General features: G+C 44.4%; 20 protein-coding genes. 6 read left to right on the top strand and 14 right to left on the bottom strand.

What is annotated here, in order from left to right; translation table 11 throughout:
• The first annotated feature begins 277 nt into the window (after nucleotides 1-277).
• From Xvie_RS00885 to pcp, 3 genes are read left to right on the top strand one after another with little or no spacing between them, the layout of a single operon-like run.
• On the top strand, nucleotides 278-1,006 hold the full coding sequence (locus Xvie_RS00885; protein WP_086107525.1) for a DUF969 domain-containing protein: 729 nt from the start codon (nucleotides 278-280) through the stop codon (nucleotides 1,004-1,006).
• A complete protein-coding gene (locus Xvie_RS00880; RefSeq protein WP_279625668.1) occupies nucleotides 1,003-2,022 on the top strand; it encodes a DUF979 domain-containing protein in 1,020 nt (339 codons plus the stop codon). Before Xvie_RS00885 ends, Xvie_RS00880 begins: the two co-directional genes overlap by 4 nt.
• Nucleotides 2,023-2,060: 38 nt before the next feature.
• Nucleotides 2,061-2,708, top strand: a complete 648-nt coding sequence (gene pcp / locus Xvie_RS00875; RefSeq protein WP_086107523.1) for a pyroglutamyl-peptidase I — start codon at nucleotides 2,061-2,063, stop codon at nucleotides 2,706-2,708.
• Nucleotides 2,709-2,742: 34 nt separating this feature from the next.
• Here the strand turns inward: pcp and pgpA are convergent, their stop codons facing one another.
• The 11 genes from pgpA to queA form a co-directional block, all read right to left on the bottom strand.
• Nucleotides 2,743-3,234, bottom strand: a complete 492-nt coding sequence (gene pgpA / locus Xvie_RS00870; RefSeq protein ID WP_086107522.1) for a phosphatidylglycerophosphatase A — start codon at nucleotides 3,232-3,234, stop codon at nucleotides 2,743-2,745.
• Nucleotides 3,227-4,273 carry a thiamine-phosphate kinase gene (gene thiL, locus Xvie_RS00865; protein WP_086107521.1) on the bottom strand — a complete coding sequence of 349 codons (1,047 nt, stop codon included), beginning with the start codon at nucleotides 4,271-4,273 and terminating at the stop codon, nucleotides 3,227-3,229. The genes pgpA and thiL overlap by 8 nt, the downstream gene beginning before the upstream one ends.
• A 101-nt stretch (nucleotides 4,274-4,374) precedes the next feature.
• Nucleotides 4,375-4,791 (bottom strand): transcription antitermination factor NusB, encoded by a 417-nt coding sequence (gene nusB, locus Xvie_RS00860; protein ID WP_086107520.1) that lies wholly within the window; start codon nucleotides 4,789-4,791, stop codon nucleotides 4,375-4,377.
• Between the two features lie 29 nt (nucleotides 4,792-4,820).
• Nucleotides 4,821-5,291 (bottom strand): 6,7-dimethyl-8-ribityllumazine synthase, encoded by a 471-nt coding sequence (ribH, locus tag Xvie_RS00855; RefSeq protein WP_086107519.1) that lies wholly within the window; start codon nucleotides 5,289-5,291, stop codon nucleotides 4,821-4,823.
• A 98-nt stretch (nucleotides 5,292-5,389) separates the two neighbouring features.
• Complete coding sequence (gene ribD / locus Xvie_RS00850) at nucleotides 5,390-6,511, bottom strand: bifunctional diaminohydroxyphosphoribosylaminopyrimidine deaminase/5-amino-6-(5-phosphoribosylamino)uracil reductase RibD (protein WP_086107518.1); 1,122 nt, start codon at nucleotides 6,509-6,511, stop codon at nucleotides 5,390-5,392.
• A gap of 59 nt (nucleotides 6,512-6,570) precedes the next feature.
• Entirely contained in the window at nucleotides 6,571-7,020 is a 450-nt protein-coding gene (nrdR, locus tag Xvie_RS00845) for a transcriptional regulator NrdR (protein ID WP_086107517.1), read from the bottom strand.
• Nucleotides 7,021-7,142: 122 nt separating this feature from the next.
• A complete protein-coding gene (gene secF, locus Xvie_RS00840) occupies nucleotides 7,143-8,111 on the bottom strand; it encodes a protein translocase subunit SecF (RefSeq protein WP_086107516.1) in 969 nt (322 codons plus the stop codon).
• Nucleotides 8,112-8,121: 10 nt separating this feature from the next.
• On the bottom strand, nucleotides 8,122-9,969 hold the full coding sequence (gene secD / locus Xvie_RS00835; protein ID WP_086107515.1) for a protein translocase subunit SecD: 1,848 nt from the start codon (nucleotides 9,967-9,969) through the stop codon (nucleotides 8,122-8,124).
• 28 nt (nucleotides 9,970-9,997) lie between these two features.
• On the bottom strand, nucleotides 9,998-10,330 hold the full coding sequence (gene yajC / locus Xvie_RS00830; protein ID WP_086107514.1) for a preprotein translocase subunit YajC: 333 nt from the start codon (nucleotides 10,328-10,330) through the stop codon (nucleotides 9,998-10,000).
• A gap of 124 nt (nucleotides 10,331-10,454) precedes the next feature.
• On the bottom strand, nucleotides 10,455-11,579 hold the full coding sequence (tgt, locus tag Xvie_RS00825) for a tRNA guanosine(34) transglycosylase Tgt (RefSeq protein WP_086107513.1): 1,125 nt from the start codon (nucleotides 11,577-11,579) through the stop codon (nucleotides 10,455-10,457).
• Nucleotides 11,580-11,692: 113 nt separating this feature from the next.
• On the bottom strand, nucleotides 11,693-12,829 hold the full coding sequence (queA, locus tag Xvie_RS00820; RefSeq protein ID WP_086107512.1) for a tRNA preQ1(34) S-adenosylmethionine ribosyltransferase-isomerase QueA: 1,137 nt from the start codon (nucleotides 12,827-12,829) through the stop codon (nucleotides 11,693-11,695).
• A gap of 104 nt (nucleotides 12,830-12,933) precedes the next feature.
• Here queA and Xvie_RS00815 point away from each other — a divergent pair, with 104 nt between their 5' ends.
• From Xvie_RS00815 to ggt, 3 genes are all read left to right on the top strand, one after another.
• Nucleotides 12,934-13,521, top strand: a complete 588-nt coding sequence (locus Xvie_RS00815) for an acyl carrier protein phosphodiesterase (protein WP_086107511.1) — start codon at nucleotides 12,934-12,936, stop codon at nucleotides 13,519-13,521.
• 222 nt (nucleotides 13,522-13,743) lie between these two features.
• Nucleotides 13,744-14,346: a peroxiredoxin C gene (locus Xvie_RS00805; RefSeq protein ID WP_086107509.1), complete on the top strand. Its 603-nt coding sequence runs from the start codon at nucleotides 13,744-13,746 to the stop codon at nucleotides 14,344-14,346.
• A gap of 259 nt (nucleotides 14,347-14,605) precedes the next feature.
• Nucleotides 14,606-16,366: a gamma-glutamyltransferase gene (ggt, locus tag Xvie_RS00800; protein ID WP_086107508.1), complete on the top strand. Its 1,761-nt coding sequence runs from the start codon at nucleotides 14,606-14,608 to the stop codon at nucleotides 16,364-16,366.
• Between the two features lie 80 nt (nucleotides 16,367-16,446).
• Here ggt and brnQ read toward each other — a convergent pair whose 3' ends face one another.
• The 3 genes from brnQ to phoB all read right to left on the bottom strand — a co-directional run bounded on the left by brnQ (nucleotide 16,447) and on the right by phoB (nucleotide 20,213).
• The gene (gene brnQ, locus Xvie_RS00795) at nucleotides 16,447-17,787 is read right to left on the bottom strand and encodes a branched-chain amino acid transport system II carrier protein (RefSeq protein WP_086107729.1); all 1,341 of its coding nucleotides are present in this window, start codon (nucleotides 17,785-17,787) and stop codon (nucleotides 16,447-16,449) included.
• 364 nt (nucleotides 17,788-18,151) lie between these two features.
• Entirely contained in the window at nucleotides 18,152-19,459 is a 1,308-nt protein-coding gene (phoR, locus tag Xvie_RS00785) for a phosphate regulon sensor histidine kinase PhoR (protein WP_086107506.1), read from the bottom strand.
• Nucleotides 19,460-19,523: 64 nt separating this feature from the next.
• Nucleotides 19,524-20,213: a phosphate regulon transcriptional regulator PhoB gene (phoB, locus tag Xvie_RS00780; RefSeq protein ID WP_086107505.1), complete on the bottom strand. Its 690-nt coding sequence runs from the start codon at nucleotides 20,211-20,213 to the stop codon at nucleotides 19,524-19,526.
• Nucleotides 20,214-20,436 lie beyond the last annotated feature (223 nt).

The following is a 20,436-nucleotide window of genomic DNA, read 5'->3' as shown; positions in this document are numbered from 1 at the left end:
AGTGTTTAAACACAAGTAACGCTAACGCTAATGACCACCTTTATCTGTCCCCATTAACCCACCTTAAAAAAATCCCGAAATATTTTTTCCAGTAAGTACATTTTCATTCAAGAAGTGATCTTCATTGCATTTTTACAATCCAATACGAATTTTATTTGCCTATTTGTTAATCACAATCTATTTATTGTTCAACAATATAAAAACGATGAATTAACAATAACCACAATATTAACCAACAATACAGCAACGCCAAAACTTATTCATGGGGAAGTAAAATATGCAGCAAATCATCAATTTTTGGCCCCTAATCGGGATCGCCGTCATTATCATCGGTTTTATCATCAGATTTAATCCCGTATTGGTTGTCGCCATTGCCGGCCTAGTCACAGGGCTGGCAGCCCAAATGCCTATCGCTGATATTCTGGAAAAACTAGGCTCCGGGTTTGTTAACACCCTAAATTTAACACTGACCATCCTATTTCCTTTAGTCATCATTGGGCTACTGGAAAGGCATGGCTTAAAAGAACGGGCACAAAAATCCATTACTTATATCAAAAATGCTACAACCGGGCGTTTACTGATTGTCTATCTGTTTATACGAGAAACCTCTGCTGCGTTGGGTTTAACCAGTTTAGGTGGACATCCACAAATGGTTCGCCCCCTGTTGGCTCCTATGGCAGAAGGCGCAGCTGAAAACCAATATGGTGAGTTACCGGACTCCGTCCGTCATCGCATTCGTGCCATGTCGGCAGCAACTGATAATACCGGTTTGTTCTTCGGGGAAGATATTTTTGTCGCTTTTGGAGCAATTATCTTTATGCACAATTTCATGCTGGAATCAGGGGGCATTCAAACCGAACCTTTGCATATTGCCCTTTGGGGTATCCCTACCGCCATTTGTGCTTTTCTTATCCATTCGGTTCGGTTATATCGCCTTGATTACCACCTTGCCAACGAACTGAATGCCTTGAATCGCACCAAGCTGCACAGCAAGGAGGAAAAATAATGTTTCAGTTACAGCATCTCTATATGCTGGCCGGGCTACTCTTGATCGCTGTTGCCATTATGTCATGGCGTGATAAAGCTAATCCTCGCCGTTTAACTACAGGTTTATTCTGGGCACTTTACGGTTTGATCTTCTTGATAGGGAAATGGAGCCATCATGTGATGGCTATCTGGATCAGCGATGAGGCCTATGCTCAACGAATTGCTCATATCTGTATCGGGGTATTGGTCGTTTTTATGGCACTATTGGCGGGATTCGGTGGCGTTCGACTGGGAAATTATCACCAACGTACCCCAGAGCAACGGCAGGAGAGTGCAGATCGTCTTGGCAATAGGTTATTTCTTCCCGCTTTGCTGATCCCCGTTGTCACAATGGTTAGCGTGCTGATGTTTAACCATATTCCCGGCTTGCAACAAGCTGCCTTTGGAGAGGGAAATCATTCAACATTAGTGACACTATTTTCAGTCACCCTCGGATGTCTGATAGGGTTCATTACTGCACTACGCATGAGCCGTGATGCCATAACACAGCCAATACAGGAGACTCGTCGTCTGCTTGATTCCATTGGTTGCGTATTTATCCTGCCACAACTTCTGGCTACTCTTGGATTATTGTTTACTATCGCTGGCATAGGTACTGTGATTGCTCACCTAACTGAAAATTATGTCGCTGTCGATAATCGCTTTATCGCCGTAGTAACGTACGTATTTGGGATGGCTCTGCTGACCATGATTATGGGGAATGCTTTCGCGGCTTTTCCTATAGTTACCGCCGGTATTGGCATCCCTATTTTGATCTTACAGCATGGTGGCAATCCAGCCGTTATGGCTGCCATTGGCATGTTCTCCGGCTATTGTGGTACGTTGATGACCCCCATGGCAGCAAATTTCAATATCGTTCCAGCTGCTCTGTTAGAGTTGCCCGACCGCAATGCCGTCATCAAGGCACAAATCCCTACAGGATGTATTTTACTGATTACTAATGTATTTCTGCTCTATTTTCTTATGTTCTTATAAAAAAATTAATTCTGATAAAACAACAATAAGGAATCGTTATGAAAACTGTTTTAATCACTGGTTTTGAACCTTTCGGTGGTGAGACCATAAATTCATCGTGGGAAGCCGTTCGGCTATTGCAGGGATGTCAAATTGCAGGTGCTAATATTGAAGTTTGCCTACTTCCTTGTATTTTCGACACTTCTCTGGAACATCTCTATGCTGCAATTGAACGCTTTAAACCAGAAGTGGTGATTTCAGTGGGAGAAGCCGGGGGCAGATCACATATCAGTGTAGAACGCGTTGCAATCAATGTTAACGATGCCCGTATTCCTGATAATGCAGGTAAACAACCCATTGACATACCTGTCATTGCAGATAGCCCAATGGCTTATTTTTCTACTCTGCCCATCAAAAAAATTGTTAATGCATTAAATCACGCAGGAATACCCGCAACCGTATCCCAAACCGCAGGAACCTTCGTTTGCAACCATGTTATGTATGGTTTACTGCATTATTTGAGTCAACATTTTCCCGCTGTACGTGGTGGCTTTATCCATGTTCCTTATTTACCAGAACAAGCTACAAGTCATTCGGATGTGCCAAGTATGGCAGTAGAGATGATAATGACAGCCTTGAAGATAGCTATCAAATCAACATTAATGAATGGAAAAGACATTGCTGTCTCAGGCGGAGCAACAAACTGAAAAAACAGCCACTGAATTCCAGTGGCTATTTGATTTAGAAAGGCAACACTTGGTAGAAATTCAGCAACCAGATGACTGCTATCGCAAAGATTGCTGCAATAATGTCATCGAGCATGATGCCAACACCACCTTTTACATAACGATCGAACCAGCGAATCGGCCACGGTTTCCACATATCAAAAATGCGGAATACCACAAAACCAGCCAAAACCCATTGCCAGTTGAGCACAGGAATCGCCATCAGCGTGATCCACATACCAATGAATTCATCCCAGACCACACACCCGGGATCTTCCACTTTCATGGCATCAGCAGCTTTCTGGCAAATCACACAACCAATGATGGTTCCCAATACAATAACTAACCAAATTCCCCATGTTGGTAACTGTATCAACAGTAGCCAGAAGGGGATCGCCGCAATAGAGCCCATCGTGCCCGGCATAATCGGGGATAAGCCACTGCCGAATCCTGTAGCCAACAAATGCCACGGATTACTCATTTTTAAGCGGCGTTTTGCGTCATCCATGAGTTCCCTCCGTTTGATCGTTTTCTTCCTGATATGCAGCCGGACAAGGAACCACCGGTTTTTTATCCGTCTTAAAGTGATCAAAACCGCTCAGATCCAGTTCAATTTCTTCGTTATTGTTAAAATAGCGGATGCCTTCTGATTCTGGCCTGATTTGTCCAATACAGCAGAAACTCGCCCCTGTATGGGCCAAGGCCATATTTAACGCACCACGGTTAAGCTCAGGTACGGTGAAGCACAATTCATAATCTTCTCCACCACTCAGCGCCCATTTCAACGCCTGCTCAGGAGAGACATATTGCTGCATTGCTTCAGAATAAGGCAATGCATCCAGATTAATTCGCGCGCCACATTGACTGGTTGTCAAAATATGGTTGAGGTCAGAAATTAATCCATCAGACAAATCAATCGCGGAAGAAGCCAAATCTCGCAGTGCTTGCCCTTGTAAAACGCGTGGTTGTGGGCGGAGATGACGTTTAACCAGCCAATTGTGGATCGCTGTATCTTCCACCATCAGGTGCTCTTGCAACAAAGCAAGCCCTGCGGCACTATCACCCAATGTTCCGGTGACATAAATCCAATCACCGTTCTTCGCTCCAGCACGGCGCAACGCCCTGCCAGCCGGCACCAACCCATGTACGGTTAGCGTCAAACTCATAGGGCCTTTTGTAGTATCCCCGCCAATCAGCTGCATCCCGTAATAGTTCAATTGTTCAAACAAGCTATCACTGAACCGTTTTAACCAATCCTCATTGACGTCAGGCAACGTTAACGCCAGCGATGCCCAAGCCGGGTCTGCCCCAACGGCAGCCAAATCACTGATATTGACAGCCAGTGCTTTATAAGCCAAATCTTCTGGTGAGATATCAGGGAGAAAATGGACGCCAGCAACCAACGTATCCGTTGTTACTGCTAATTCTTGCTTATCTGCAACGGTCATCAGTGCACAATCATCGCCGATCCCCAGATTTACATCACGTCGGCGGATGAGATGGCGATTGAAGTAACGTGCAATGAGGTCAAATTCACCACATGCCATAATAGAATTCCAAAAAGTGACTAACGATGAGTACATGAGGCCGGAAATCCGGCCTCATGCGTAAAATCATCGAGTTATAATGGGGAACTCCTGGCAAGCAATCACTTTTTCTTGCGTGCTGCCGGGCCAGCTTTATCCAGCACCCCATTCACGAATTTATGGCTATCTTCAGCGCCAAACACTTTTGCCAGTTCGATGCCTTCATTAATAGCCACTTTGTAGGGGACATCATCACGAAAGCTTAGTTCAAACATCGCAACGCGCAAGATGGCTTTTTCTACCTGACCTAACTCTTCGAGCTGGCGGGAAAGATAAGGCGCCATCAAGGCATCCAATTTTGTAGCATTGACCGCTACCCCGGACAGCAATTCACGGAAATAGGTGATATCAACACCGGTTACGTCCTGCTCTGACAGAAACTGCAATTCAATATCAGCAATGCTGTTTTTGGATAATTGCCATGAATAAATTGCCTGAACAGCACACTCACGAGCACGACGACGAGCAGCAGGTTTCACAAAATTCCCCTTAATTAAAACTAAAAAATTCAGCCTTTAATGGCTTTGATTACATTAATCATTTCCAATGCGGTCAAGGCAGCTTCCGCGCCCTTATTACCCGCTTTAGTACCAGCGCGTTCAATCGCTTGTTCAATATTTTCGGTTGTCAGAACACCAAATGTGACAGGAATGTCACTGGACATCGCCACACTGGACAAACCAGAACTGCACTCGCCGGCAACATATTCGAAATGGGCTGTACCGCCACGGATAACCGTCCCCAAAGCGATAACCGCATCATATTTTTGGGATTCAGCCAGCGCCTTAACCGTCAATGGCAGTTCATAAGCACCCGGCACCCATACTACGGTAATATTGTCTGAAGAAACCTGACCAATGCGCTCCAACGCATCAACGGCCCCTTCCAGCAGGCTGTCATTAATGAAGTTGTTAAAGCGGGCAATTGCAATTGCAATGCGGGCTTTAGGAGCTGCAACAACACCTTTGATTATGTTCATAGCCTTCCTTATACCTTATTCATATCCGCAGGGGCGCGGATCTTATCACATTATTTTTCTTTGCGTCTTGGTTTATGTCCAAACTTAAATCAAGACACCTAGAGCGGCCGTAGGCGAAGACGCACATCAGGGCCAACCTGTTTTACATCAAACAAAGAAAATTCAGGGGCGTCTGATAATTTTTGCAATTCAGGGATATTAAACAACCCACGGGCACTGTTTCCCAACACCTTAGGCGCAATATAAAGGATTAATTCATCGACCAACCCCAACGATAATAAAGCCCCAGCTAAAGCAGGGCCGCATTCCGCCCAAACAGAGTTTATCTGACGCTTACCAAGTTGCATCATCAACAAAACTAAATCCACACCGTTACCATGTGCTGGCAATAAAATCTGTTCGACATTATCAGGCCATTTTTGATCAGCCCATTCTTGCTGATCTTGGTTAGTTCGTGCTAACCAACATTCTCCAGCCTGTTGAACAACTTGATGTTGCTGAGTTACGCGACTTTGACTATCCGTAATGATACGAATTGGTTGACGGAGCTGTTTTTGAGGGTAGATCGCTTGTGTTTCAGCATCCAGTTCATTCCAACGGACAGTCAGAGAAGGATCATCAGCCAGAACTGTTGCGCTGGAACTCAAAATGGCACTGCATTGCGCCCGTAGTTTCTGCACATCCTGGCGGGATTCTGGTGAGGTAATCCACTTACTTTCCCCTGAAACCAACGCCGTTCGACCATCCAATGATGTTCCTAATTTTAATTGCAGGTAAGGAAATCCTGTACGCATACGTTTGAGAAAACCCTTATTCAAGGATTCCGCATGCTCCATCATCAAACCATGTTCAACTGCAATGCCTGCCTGCTGCAATTTGTACAAACCCCGCCCTGCAACCTGAGGATTAGGATCTTGCATTGCTACCACAACACGACTTAAGCCTGCGTCAATCAAAGTATCAGCACAAGGAGGAGTTTTACCGTGATGGCTGCATGGTTCAAGGGTAACATAAGCTGTGGCACCTTTAGCTTTTTCGCCCGCCATACGAAGAGCATGAACTTCTGCGTGGGGTTCACCCGCCCGCAAATGGAAACCTTCCCCTACTATCTGCTCATCTTTAACGATGACACAACCTACATTCGGATTCGGGGATGTTGTAAAACGACCCTGATGCGCCAACTCCAACGCTCGGGACATATATATTTCATCAAGTGTCATAGTATTTAATAAATATCGAGTAGTTAGTAAATGTCGAGTATTCAGTAAGTATCGATTGTTTAGTCTTGTAGTCTGGCGATCTCTTCACCAAATTCGCGAATATCTTCAAAGCTACGGTAAACAGATGCAAAACGGATATAGGCCACTTTATCAAGTTTTCTCAGCGCATCCATGACAAAATTCCCGATCATTTTTGACGGAATTTCACGCTCTCCCGTTGCCCGTACCTGTGACTTAATGTGGCTGATTGCTGTTTCTACATCATCAGAGCTGACAGGACGCTTTTCCAGTGCCTTCTGCATTCCACGACGCAATTTCTCTTCGTCGAAAGGCTCCCGAATATCATCACTTTTAATGACGCGTGGCATCACCAGTTCTGCAACTTCAAACGTAGTGAAACGTTCATGACATTCCAGGCACTGACGGCGACGGCGCACTTGTGAGCCATCCCCTACCAGACGGGAATCAATAACTTTAGTATCAACGGCTGCGCAAAATGGGCAATGCATATCGTTTCCTGACAGTTAAGCGAAGGGATAACAGTGTACCTTGAAGTGGTGATGAAAAACACCCTGTCAGTAAGTACTCACAGGGCGTTTAAATGATATCAGCACTCGATCATGCAAAATAATCAAGGAAGAATAGAAGGCTGATCTGCCCCTTCTTTCTCAACTTTCTGCTGGATCATATGTTCACGCTTCATACCCAATTTCAAAGCCAGTGCAGAAGCAACATAGATGGAAGACACTGTACCGATAGAAACACCGATTAACATTGCCAGTGAGAAGCCTTTCAGCATTTCACCGCCGAAAATGTACAGCATCAATACAACCAACAAGGTAGTTGCGGAAGTCATGATCGTGCGGCTCAGAGTCTGAGTCAGAGAAACGTTGGTAATTTCATACGACGTACCACGGCGTATCTTGCGAAAGTTCTCACGGATACGATCTGACACAACGATACTATCGTTCAATGAGTAGCCGATAACGGACATCAACGACGCAACGATAGTCAGGTCAATTTCAATGTGGAACAACGACAGAATACCCAGCGTAATAACCACGTCATGCGCAAGCGCGATAACGGCCCCCAATGCCAGACGCCACTCAAAGCGGAAGCCGACATAAATCAGGATACAGATCAGTGCGGCCAATAATGCCATCACTCCGGTTTGCGCCAGCTCGCCTCCCACACTTGGGCCAACGAATTCCACACGTTTAACCTTCGCATCTTTATCGATGTTCTGGTTAATAACTGAAATGATCCTGTTACCAAGCTCTTGCCCTGCATTGCCTTCCACAGGGGGCATGCGAACCATCACATCACGGCTGCTACCAAAATTTTGCAAAAGTGGATCAGCAAAACCATTCTGGGCCAGACTCTGACGCATTTTGTCCAGATCCGCTGGTTTACTCAGCTTTACCTCGATTACCGTACCACCGGTAAAATCAAGCCCCCAGTTAAACCCACGCGTTCCCATCATAATGATGGAAGCAATCAACAGCAGGAACGAAATCCCAAAGGCAACGTTGTCCCAGCGCATAAAGTCGATAACTTTACGCCCATAGTTTAATTGTTCAACAGTATAATCCTGTGCCACAACGTGCTCCTTAAATTGACAACTTATTGATACGCTTGCCACCGTACAGCAAGTTCACGATTGCACGTGTTCCCACAATAGCAGTGAACATCGAAGTCGCCACACCAATGCTGGTGGTGATCGCAAAGCCCTTAATAGAGCCAGTACCCACTGCATACAAAATGACGGCAGTAATCAGCGTAGTCAGGTTTGCGTCGATGATACTGGAGAATGCCCCTTTATAACCTTCATGAATTGCCTGCTGTATAGTACGACCATTGCGCAGCTCTTCTTTGATACGCTCGTTAATCAATACGTTCGCATCCACAGCCACGGCAAGTGTCAAGACGATACCGGCAATTCCCGGCATGGTCAGCGTCGCTCCTGGCAACAAGGACATAATACCGACGATGAGCACTAAGTTAGCCAACAACGCACTGCTCGCAATCAGGCCAAACTTGCGGTAATAAATCATCATAAAGACAATAGAAGCAACCAGCCCCCACAAACAAGCATCAAGACCCTGCGTAATATTCTGCAAGCCCAGAGTTGGCCCAATGGTACGCTCTTCCACAATCTGGATTGGAGCAATCAACGCTCCTGCACGCAGTAACAGCGATAACTGGCGTGCTTCAGCCGGATTGCCAATGCCCGTAATGCGGAAATTATTACCCAAGCGTGACTGAATAGTGGCAACGTTAATAACTTCTTCTTGCTTAGCCAAAATCGCACGACCGTTGGCATCTTTCTTACCGCTGTCCTTGTATTCCACAAACAGCGTTGCCATTGATTTATGCAGATTATCTTTGGTGAAATTAGACATCGCTGTGCCACCAGTACTATCCAGAGAAATATTTACCTGCGGGTAACCATTCTCATCAGTACTGGAAGTAGAATCGGTGATATGGTCGCCTGTCAGAATAACTCGCTTATACAACACCACAGGGGTGCCATCACGGGTATCTTTCACTTCTGAATCAGCCGGAATACGACCATATTGCGCTACATTTTGGTCAACACTGGTATTTACCAGACGGAATTCCAGTGTTGCTGTTGCTCCGAGGATTTCTTTCGCACGAGCTGTATCCTGAATACCAGGCAGCTCAACAACGATACGATCTGCACCCTGACGTTGAACCAAAGGTTCCGCAACACCCAATTGGTTAACACGGTTACGCAAGATAGTGATGTTCTGCTGCACCGCATAAGAACGGGCTTCACGCAGACGCTCATCACTCATGACCACTTTCAGCGTGCTATTTGCTCCGGTGGAGAAAACTAAATCACGGTGGCGAGATTCAAGATAGTTTTCCGCTTTAGAAAGTGCACCGTTATCACGGAAACGAACTTCGACACCATAATTATCAGTTTTACGTATAGTAGAATAAGGAATGTTTTGATCACGCAGTTCAACTCGCAGGCTATCAATATTCTGTTCCTGCAATTTGCCCAATGCGGTTTCCATATCCACTTCCATCAAGAAGTGAACACCACCACGCAGGTCAAGACCGAGTTTCATCGGCTCAGCACCGATTGTTCTCAACCAGATAGGCGTTGCCGGCGCGAGGTTCAATGCCACGACATACTGTTCACCCAGTGCAGAAACCAACGCTTCACGTGCACGAAGCTGCACATCAGTATCATTGAAACGAGCAAGAATTGCCCCATTTTCCAATGCAATGGACTTGCTCTTGATTTGATCTTTTTCTAAAACATTACGGACTTGGTCCAGCGTTTTTTCACTGGCGGCGATACCTCGCGCGCCAGTGATTTGTACAGCCGGATCCTCACCATAAAGGTTGGGAAGTGCATAAAGCAAACCGATGAGGATCGCAGCGATCAGCATCAGATACTTCCACAAAGGATAACGGTTCAACACGGCAGTTCCCTTCGGGAAAATCGGAAAATTAAATAGCCTTCATTGTACCTTTCGGCAAAATGGCAGCGACGAAATCACGCTTGATAGTTATTTCTGTAGTGTCATTCAAGGCAACAACAACGTAGCCTGTATCAGACACTTTAGAGACACGACCAACCAAACCACCAGAAGTCAGCACTTCATCCCCTTTGGAGATGGAATCCATCAGTTTTTTATGTTCTTTGGTGCGTTTTTGTTGTGGACGCAGGATCATGAAATAAAAAATCAAACCGAAAACAACCAGCATGATAATCAGAGAATATGGGTTCCCTTGAGCTGGCGCACCAGCAGCTGCCGCAGCTTCAGAAATAAAAAAACTCATCAAATTTCCCTCATTGTTATCGAAAACATAGTTATCGAAAATGTTGTTGTCGAAAATCGACAGTAGCTCGATCACAAACCAGCCCAATATGCTACACATATTGAGGCTGATTAGTCACGATAAATTATATATTTAACGGCGGAACGGGTTTACCGATCTGCTGATAAAACTCTTCAACAAACTGTTCCAGTTTGCCTTCTTCAATGGCTTTGCGAATTCCTGCCATCAAACGCTGATAATACCTTAAATTATGTATCGTATTCAGCCTTGCACCAAGAATTTCGTTACAACGATCTAAGTGATGGAGGTATGCACGGCTATAGTTTCGACAAGTATAGCAATCACAATGTTCATCCAACGGAGAAGTATCTTCTTTATGTTTGGCATTGCGGATTTTGATAACGCCTTCAGTCACAAATAGATGACCATTTCGGGCATTACGTGTTGGCATCACACAGTCGAACATATCAATACCGCGACGAACGCCCTCAACCAAATCTTCTGGCTTGCCTACTCCCATCAAATAACGGGGCTTATCCTGTGGGATCTGAGGGCAAACATGTTCCAGAATACGGTGCATATCTTCTTTGGGTTCACCGACGGCCAAACCACCTACAGCGTAGCCATCAAAGCCGATTTCCACCAGTCCTTTTATCGAGACATCGCGCAAATCTTCATAAACACTGCCCTGAATAATGCCAAACAAAGCATTTTCATTGCCCAACTCATCAAAACGCTGGCGACTACGTGCAGCCCAGCGCAATGACATTTCCATGGAACGTTTAGCATAATCCCACTCAGCAGGATATGGCGTACATTCATCAAAAATCATGACAATATCGGAACCCAAATCATATTGGATTTCCATAGATTTTTCTGGGCTGAGGAATACCGGCGTTCCATTGATTGGGTTACGGAAGTGAACCCCTTCTTCCTTAATTTTGCGCATGGCTCCGAGACTAAAGACCTGAAAACCGCCAGAGTCAGTCAGAATAGGGCCTTGCCATTGCATAAAATCATGCAGGTCACCATGTAATTTCATGATTTCCTGTCCCGGACGCAACCAAAGATGGAAAGTATTCCCCAATAAGATTTGCGCTCCCGTTTCTTTTACCTCTTCGGGGGTCATGCCTTTTACTGTGCCGTAAGTACCCACAGGCATAAATGCCGGGGTTTCCACAACGCCACGATCAAAAATCAAACGGCCACGACGAGCATTCCCATCCGTCTTTTGTAACTCAAATTTCACTTAACCTCCAGACATCAGAAAGACAGTCTGATGCTACGTTTAGACACCATTCAAACCAGCGGAGCTGAAATGAAAGTACAATTTTGCTTTTAAAACCTTTTATTCCGAACTAATTATTTCGATATCGTCTCTTCCGATACCTGTTCTTCTAATGCCATTAGTTCTTTTGATTCCACCAATTCTTTTGAAGCCACAGTATTGCGATTGATAAACATCGCGTCACCATAACTGAAAAAGCGATATTTTTCTGCTACCGCTTCTTTGTAGGCACTCATGGTATTTTTATACCCGGCAAACGCAGAAACCAGCATGATAAGTGTGGATTCTGGCAAATGGAAATTGGTGATTAGAGCATCTACAACCTGATATTCAAATCCTGGATAGATAAAGATTTGAGTATCATCAAAAAATGGGGTAATCATCCCATCCTGACAAGCTTTTGCAGCACTTTCCAGTGAACGGACTGACGTTGTTCCTACAGCAATAACTCTATTGCCGCGTGCTTTACATGCAAGTACCGCATCCACAACACCTTTAGGCACTTCCGCATATTCGGCATGCATCACATGATCTTCAATGGTTTCCACTCGCACCGGCTGAAAAGTACCTGCGCCAACATGCAAAGTGACAAAAGCCATCTCAATACCTTTTTCACGCAGGACAGCCAAAAGCGGTTCATCAAAATGCAATCCAGCTGTTGGTGCAGCCACCGCGCCGGGGCGTTCACTATAGACTGTCTGATATAACTCGCGATCCGCATCTTCATCAGGGCGCGCGATATAAGGAGGCAGAGGCATATGGCCGATCTGATCCAGAATGGTCAATACATCACGCTCATCATCAAAACGGATTTCAAACAAAGTATCGTGACGCGTCAGCATCGTTGCCTTAATGCACTGAGCCTTACCAAGAACATCTTCACCAAGAATAAGTTCAGCGCCTTCTTTCGGTGCCTTGGAAGCCCGAACGTGAGCGAGCACTCGCTTATTATCCAGCATCCTTTCGACTAAAACTTCCAATTTCCCGCCTGTTGCTTTACGACCAAACAGGCGCGCAGGAATGACGCGGGTATTATTGAAAACCAAAAGATCACCGGCTTCCAGTTTATCCAACACATCAGTAAAAACACCGTGCGTCAGCTTCCCTGTTTCACCATCAAGGGAAAGCAGGCGGCAAGCACTTCGCTGCGGCTGGGGATAGTGAGCAATTAGCTCTTCTGGCAGTTCAAATGTAAAATCAGCGACACGCATTTTATCTGTATCATTTAAAAAAACAGGCGGACTAGTCTAGTGCTGCAAACGCAAGGGTGCAACAAAGAAGCACCGAGTTTCACTATTTACGGTATACTCCCACTATGAATTTTCTCGCACACCTTCATTTAGCTGCATTATCGGAAAGTTCTTTATTGGGGAATCTGATGGCAGATTTCGTCCGGGGTTCTCCAGAAGGCGCATTCAATTCTGACATTGTAGCGGGTATCCGTATGCACCGCCGGGTAGACAGCCTGACGGACAAGCATCCACTTGTTATGGAAGCACGCAAATTATTCCGCTGCGAATATCGACGTGTTGCACCAATTACTCTTGATATCATCTGGGATCACTTTCTTTCCCGATATTGGGACGAATTTGAAAAAAATTACTCTCTACCTGAGTTTGTCAATTTTGCCCGCAGCAATATAGAACCTCATCTCGCTTCAACACCTGAAAATTTTCAAGAATTAAACAATTATCTCTGGTCACAAAACTTACTCATCCGTTATGCCGATATGTCATGCATTGCTAATGTCTTGCAGAGTATGGCACGCAGGCGCCCGAAATTATCCGCACTGGCGGGATCATATCAGGATATAGAAAATCATTATCTTGATTTTGAAACATTATTTTACCAGTTCTATCCAGAAATGATGACACTAGCGTCAAATAAGCGTTTACTTGAGTAGATGGTTTTTCCAGAACTTATGTTTTGTCCATCTTGGATTTTTCACAACTTGCACTTTTCATAAATAGCTTTATCTTATGTAGGCTAAAAGGAATTAAAAACAAATTATTGATAGGTAAAACCTATTTAATTGATTGGTATTTTATCCTTTATTGCTATACCCTAATTCCTTATGCTGTAACCCGTTTTTACATAACACCTTTTAAAATCACAGGAGTCAATTATGGTTTTAGTAACCCGCCAAGCCCCTGACTTTACAGCTGCTGCAGTTCTCGGTAACGGTGAAATCGTTGATAACTTCAATCTGAAAAAACACCTGAATGGCCGTCCTGCTGTTATCTTCTTTTGGCCAATGGATTTCACTTTTGTTTGCCCTTCTGAGCTGATCGCTTTCGATCATCGCTATGAAGAATTCCAGAAACGTGGCGTTGAAGTTATCGGTGTATCTTTCGACTCTGAATTCGTTCACAACGCATGGCGCAAAACTCCAATCGACAACGGTGGTATTGGCGAAGTCAAATACCCAATGGTCGCCGACATCAAGCGTGACATCATGAAAGCTTACGGCATTGAGCACCCAGAAGCTGGCGTTGCTCTGCGTGGTTCTTTCCTGGTTGACAAAAATGGTGTTGTCCGTCATCAAGTGGTTAACGATCTGCCACTGGGCCGTAACATTGATGAAATGCTGCGTATGGTTGACGCTCTGCAATTCCACGAAGAACACGGCGAAGTTTGTCCGGCACAATGGGCAAAAGGCCAAGAAGGTATGGGTGCTTCACCAGAAGGCGTAGCAAAATACCTGACCAAAAACGCTGACAAGCTATAATATCCGTCAAGGTTAAATCAGTTCATAACATTTGAACTACCACAAACCAGCCGCTCAGTCGGCTGGTTTTTTTATACTTGATTCAATTTCCTCTCCATCCAGCTCATCTATCTGAAATTTCTTATTTCATTGACTTCCTCATAGAAAATCACCTTCCAAAAATTCTGAGCTTTAGATAAGGTAAATTACATTTTAACAACACAAAAACCACAACCATTCAGATTCATTAACAGCAGTCTGACCCTCAGGAGAACAATACATGTTCAAAACATGGAAAATTCCACTTATAGCTGTATCCCTACTCATTTCTACCCCACTTTATGCTGCCACTGAACCTGCTGTTGAGGCCAAACAAGGTATGGTTGTCAGTTCACAACACCTTGCCTCACAAGCTGGCATAGATATTCTCAAAATGGGCGGAAACGCCATTGATGCCGCTGTTGCCGTTGGATATGCCCAAGCAGTAGTTAATCCCTGCTGCGGCAATATTGGCGGTGGCGGATTTATGACTATTCATCTTGCCAATGGCAAAGATACTTTCATTAATTTCCGTGAAACAGCCCCTGCCGCAGCCAGTGCCAACATGTATCTGGATAAAGACGGAAATGTCATCAAAGGTGCCAGCCTGTATGGTTATAAAGCGATTGGTGTACCGGGTACAGTCATGGGGCTTGAAGAGGCATTGAAAAAGTACGGCACATTGAGCCGTGAACAAGTCATGGCACCGGCCATCAAACTGGCACGCGAAGGCTATATTCTTACCCGTGGCGATACCGATGTTCTGGACACCACAGTCAAGCGTTTTGCTCAAGATCCGGAAGCTGCCCGTATTTTCCTGCGCAAAGATGGTACGCCATTCGAACCGGGTGACAGACTCATCCAAACTGATTTGGGCAACACGCTGGAAATGATTGCCAAACAAGGGCCTGATGCTTTTTATCACGGCAAAATCCCCCAATTAGTTGAAGCAGCATCAAAAAAATCAGGGGGAATTATTACCGCAGCAGATTTTGCCAATTACCACATCACAGAGACAACTCCCGTCACCTGTAGTTATCGTGGCTATAAATTCATCTCTTCTCCACCTCCCAGCTCTGGTGGCGTTACGTTATGCGAAATATTGAACATAGTTGAAGGCTATGATCTTAAATCCATGGGATTCAACTCTGCTGCTTATATTCATACATTGACCGAGGCCATGCGCCACGCCTATATGGATAGAAATACTTATCTGGGCGATCCCGCATTTATCAACAACCCACTTGATCGGCTGTTGAGTAAAAGCTACGCAGAATCTATCAGAAAAAACATTCAGCCCAATAAAGCCACTCCATCAGTGAATGTTCAACCGGGCATTGGTCCCCATGAGAAGCCAGAAACTACACATTATTCCGTAGTGGATAAAGAAGGAAACGCAGTATCAACAACTTATACCATCAATGGGCGTTTTGGTGCTGTCGTGATTGCACCAGAAACCGGCTTTTTCTTAAATGATGAAATGGATGATTTTACAACTAAAATTGGCGAGAAAAACCTGTATGGGCTAGTACAAGGTGCAACCAATTCAATCGCCCCGGGTAAGCGCCCACTATCATCCATGAGCCCAACACTCGTGACCAAAGATGGAAAAATCTTTCTGGTCTTGGGTTCACCGGGAGGCTCACGCATTATCTCCATCACACTACAAAGTGCCCTGAATATCATCGACTTCAACATGCCACCACAAGAAGCCGTCAATAGCCCGCGAATTCACCATCAATGGCTACCTGATGAAGTTTATTATGAGCAACGTGGCCTGTCGAAAGATACCCTGAATTTACTGGAAAAAATGGGTTACAAAATGGTGGAACAGACACCGTGGGGAGCAACAGAATTAATCATGATTGGATTACCGGGAGCAGCCGGTGTGACTCCAGATTCATCAGGCAATGATTCAGCCGTATCCGGTATTGTTCGAAAAGGTTACATCTATGGTTCCAATGATGTACGGCGACCAGCCGGTGCCGCCATTGGTTATTAATTCAATATAAATAAACAAAAATACAAAGGTGAGCTGTTTTTAGCAGCTCACCCTTATCATCACTTCCTAATCACCATATCCTACTTTTCTTCATGCTGCATTTCATACTTTGGGAGTTTTACTCCTCCTACGATGCGGTCATAAATAGCACACACAACAATAGTCAATAAAGTAGGCAATAACCAAGCCAGACCTTGATCTGCCATTGGTAAATGCTTAGCCCACTCAGGCAGTAAATAAGACAGATACTCAGAAGCTTTCACTGCATCCAAAAGCCCGAACAGCAAACTGATAGACATTGCAGGTGCCAGAATACGTGTGAAGTTATGCCACCAGCGGGCTGTAAAGCTCAGTAATATCAGCACAATACAAGGTGGATAAATTGCCGTCAGTACCGGAATTGAAAACTTAATCAAATGGTTTAAACCCAGATTAGAAACCAGCATCGAGAACGAGCCTAAAATCAGTACCAGAGTACGATAGGACAACGGCAAATAGCGGCTGAAAAACTCAGCACAAGCACAAGTCAAACCAACAGCAGTAACCATACAGGCAACGAAAATCAACACCGCGAGGAAGAAGCTGCCGTAATTACCAAAAATACTTTGGACATAGGCGTGCAAAATCACTGCGCCATTTTCTGCTGTAGGCACTAATGTGCCACTACTTTCCCCTAGTTTGAACAAGGAGAGATATACCAGCGCTAAACCAAGACCTGCAATCAAGCCAGCCCACATAGCATAACGAGTCAGCAGGGAAGAAGCCTCAACCCCTCTGGAACGGGCTGCATTGACAATCAAAATACCGAACACCATTGCGCCCAGCGTATCCATTGTTAAATAACCATTGACAAAACCATTTGAGAACGGAATTTCCTGATAGGTTTCAATAGCAGGAATAGATTCTCCTGCTGGCCACAGTACAGCTGCGATCCCCAAAATTGCCAGTGCCAGAATTTTGATTGGAGCCAATATATGGCCGACACTATCCAACAACTTGCCCGGATATAATGAAATCAACATCACTAGAGCAAAATAGATCACACTATAGATAAATAGAGGAAGCTCACCCGCTCCGGTAAGAGGTGCAATACCCACTTCAAAAGAAACCGTTGCGGTTCTCGGGGCTGCAAACAGAGGGCCGACAGCCAGATAGCAAACAGTTGCCAGAATCAAACCCGCAACTTTCCCAATGGGTGAACTAAGTGCCTCAATTCCCCCGCCTACTTTTGCCAAAGCAATTACAGTAATGACTGGCAAGCCAACAGCGGTTAGCAAAAAGCCAGCTGCTGAGATCCAAACATTCTCTCCTGCCTGCAAGCCAACCATGGGAGGAAAAATGATATTTCCCGCCCCAACAAACAAAGCAAAGGTCATAAAACCTAATGCCCAAATATCCTTAGATGATAAACGGTGTGCCATAATGATTATTAATGTATTTTTGCCAAAAGAAATGCATGTGCGATAACCAATATCGCAAACACTTGAATTTTCACTGGCGAGACTGGATTCTGATTTAACAGTCAATGATCAACATAATATTCACTGATAAACGCAATATACAGAATGATAATGGTAATTACAGCTAGAATCGCCAACAACTGCCTCCAAGTAAAACTTTTATAGTGCCAAAAGGCAAGAGTCAAACCAAAAACCAGAATAATATTCCAAACTAATTTTTAAAATTAGTGATTATGGTTATCTATCATTGAATACACACTATATGATTTGTACATTTTTTGCTCGCATTGATTAATAAATCATTTTTTTGCCGTATTGTTATCATTTAGTTATATGAAACTTTTCTAACAGAAACAATAAGCCGAGACGCCAACAGAAAACTAAAAACAGACCCTCTCCCTAAAGCACTCGAAATATCGAGATGAGTATTGTAGTGATGCAATGCATGTTTCACTATCGCTAAACCCAATCCACTGCCCCCGGTTTGACGCGAACGGGCACGATCAACACGATAAAAACGTTCTGTCAAACGCGGTAAATGTTCAGTACTAATCCCATCACCATTATCTTTCACCTTAAACAAGGCTCCTTGGGAAACATTTTGCCAACTAACCTCAATCAGTGTTCCCGGAGAAGTATGTTTGATGGCGTTATAAATAAGATTAGACATTGCACTGCGCAATTGTTCTTCATTACCAAAGACTTTCAGCTTTTCATCAATATTAAACACAATATCGTATTGTTCACTGCCTAAAGCCAAAGCTTCCTGTTGCAATATTTTCAACATATTGGGCACATCAACAACTTCATTCATGTCCACTTGTGGCCCCACTTCAATTTTGGAAAGCTGTAGCAACTGTTGAACCAAACCATCCATTCGCTGTATTTGTTCCTGCATCGTACCGACGGCTTTCTGATTTACCTTACTGCCAACCGTCTGATCCTCCATAATTTCCAAATAGCCTTGCAATACCGTGAGTGGTGTTTTGAGTTCATGACTCACATTGGCAAAAAAATCTCGTCTGGCATTTTCCAATTGTCGTTTTTGGGTAATATCGCGCGCGACCATCAATAACTGTTTCTCGGAATAAGGCATAACGCGGAATTCCATCATATTGCCATTATTCAATTCGATGGTTAGAGGCCGGGAAAAGTCATTTGCCGTGATATAACGGCTGAAATCAGGATAACGAAGCAGATTGAAGATATGCTGACCATTGTCCTCAGGCCAACGAAACCCAAGTAAATGCTGAGCCAGACGATTACACCAAAAAATATTGCCTTCTGTAGTCATCATCACAATAGCATCCGGCAGTGATTCGGCACCACTGCGAAATCGCTTGATTAATAATGCAAGTTCACGACGCCGTTTGCGATTGCGTTGCTGCATCTGGTAAATACCATAAAAGATGGGTTCCCAGCCGCCATAGCCGACTGGCGGTAACATACTGCGATCCAACCATAACCAATCGGATAACTTCAGCAAATTATAACCATGCCATACCAGAGCCAAAAATAGCGCTATAACCAGCAGCCATGCCAAATGACCAATAAAAAAAGACAAAATGACAGCGGGTAAGCAGAAAATCACAAGACCCAATACCAATTTTTTCCAAGATAAACGCTCAAGCACGCGATTTTACTCCGGAATGAAAACACTAAGGGCTGAATTACTGCCCAATGCAATACCAACACCGTCAATAACGGGTCGAAAAGCGATATCCTGTACCACGCACGGTTTGTACCATTTTATCGTGATTTCCTATTTCCAACGCCTTGCGCAAGCGTCGAATATGTACATCAACTGTGCGATCCTCCACATAAACATTCGTTCCCCACACATAGTTGAGTAACTGTTCGCGACTATAAACACGCTCAGGATGAGTCATAAAAAAGTGGAGAAGTTTGAACTCAGTCGGCCCCATTTCCAAATCCTGCCCCTGACTGGAAACCCGGTGGGATGATGGATCCAGAATCAATCCATCCATATCGATAATGTCTTCTGCCTCCATAGGCAAAATGCGGCGCAGAACAGCTTTGACACGAGCAATCAATTCCTTGGGTGAAAAAGGTTTCGTTATATAGTCATCTGCACCCACATCTAAACCACGTACCCGATCTTCTTCTTCTGCCCGAGCTGTTACCATAATGACAGGGATCGTTTTAGCGTTATTATCTCGTTTCATTTGCCTGATAAGTTGTATTCCCGAACCTCCGGGAAGCATCCAATCCAATAAGACCAAATCAGGATAAGGTTCAGACAAACGCCTTATTGCCGTATCGTAATCTTCGGCTTCAATAGCTTGATAACCATTTTGCTCCAGAACAAAACAAACCATTTCACGAATCGGTACTTCATCTTCAACTACCAAAATACGTTTAACCATGGTTAACCCTGCTAATATCATTAAGGTCAGCAACATTCACTTTAGAACATTATGAGTCAATTTTATGACAATTTTATGAAAAACATTATTTCTCAATCATCAAGAAACGAACTGACTCTCAGAGAAAGTTTTTCACCTTTGTTATATTTCATTATGGATGCGAACCAGCTCGAAAATTTCGTAAAAGGAATAGAATTAAACAGGACATCCCTCACGTCGCCAT

The organism is Xenorhabdus vietnamensis (assembly GCF_002127535.1).
Taxonomy (GTDB): Bacteria; Pseudomonadota; Gammaproteobacteria; order Enterobacterales; family Enterobacteriaceae; genus Xenorhabdus; species Xenorhabdus vietnamensis.
Note: the sequence above shows the minus strand (reverse complement) of the source record. Positions and strands in the feature narration are given on the sequence as shown.

Excerpts from the sequence above, each read along its gene's own strand:
- Xvie_RS00885 (WP_086107525.1), top strand. The coding sequence starts at position 278 with ATGCAGCAAATCATCAATTTTTGGCCCCTAATCGGGATCGCCGTCATT.
- pcp (WP_086107523.1), top strand. The coding sequence starts at position 2,061 with ATGAAAACTGTTTTAATCACTGGTTTTGAACCTTTCGGTGGTGAGACC.
- pgpA (WP_086107522.1), bottom strand. The coding sequence starts at position 3,234 with ATGGATGACGCAAAACGCCGCTTAAAAATGAGTAATCCGTGGCATTTG.
- thiL (WP_086107521.1), bottom strand. The coding sequence starts at position 4,273 with ATGGCATGTGGTGAATTTGACCTCATTGCACGTTACTTCAATCGCCAT.
- ribH (WP_086107519.1), bottom strand. The coding sequence starts at position 5,291 with ATGAACATAATCAAAGGTGTTGTTGCAGCTCCTAAAGCCCGCATTGCA.
- ribD (WP_086107518.1), bottom strand. The coding sequence starts at position 6,511 with ATGACACTTGATGAAATATATATGTCCCGAGCGTTGGAGTTGGCGCAT.
- nrdR (WP_086107517.1), bottom strand. The coding sequence starts at position 7,020 with ATGCATTGCCCATTTTGCGCAGCCGTTGATACTAAAGTTATTGATTCC.
- yajC (WP_086107514.1), bottom strand. The coding sequence starts at position 10,330 with ATGAGTTTTTTTATTTCTGAAGCTGCGGCAGCTGCTGGTGCGCCAGCT.
- queA (WP_086107512.1), bottom strand. The coding sequence starts at position 12,829 with ATGCGTGTCGCTGATTTTACATTTGAACTGCCAGAAGAGCTAATTGCT.
- Xvie_RS00815 (WP_086107511.1), top strand. The coding sequence starts at position 12,934 with ATGAATTTTCTCGCACACCTTCATTTAGCTGCATTATCGGAAAGTTCT.
- Xvie_RS00805 (WP_086107509.1), top strand. The coding sequence starts at position 13,744 with ATGGTTTTAGTAACCCGCCAAGCCCCTGACTTTACAGCTGCTGCAGTT.
- ggt (WP_086107508.1), top strand. The coding sequence starts at position 14,606 with ATGTTCAAAACATGGAAAATTCCACTTATAGCTGTATCCCTACTCATT.
- brnQ (WP_086107729.1), bottom strand. The coding sequence starts at position 17,787 with ATGGCACACCGTTTATCATCTAAGGATATTTGGGCATTAGGTTTTATG.
- phoB (WP_086107505.1), bottom strand. The coding sequence starts at position 20,213 with ATGGTTAAACGTATTTTGGTAGTTGAAGATGAAGTACCGATTCGTGAA.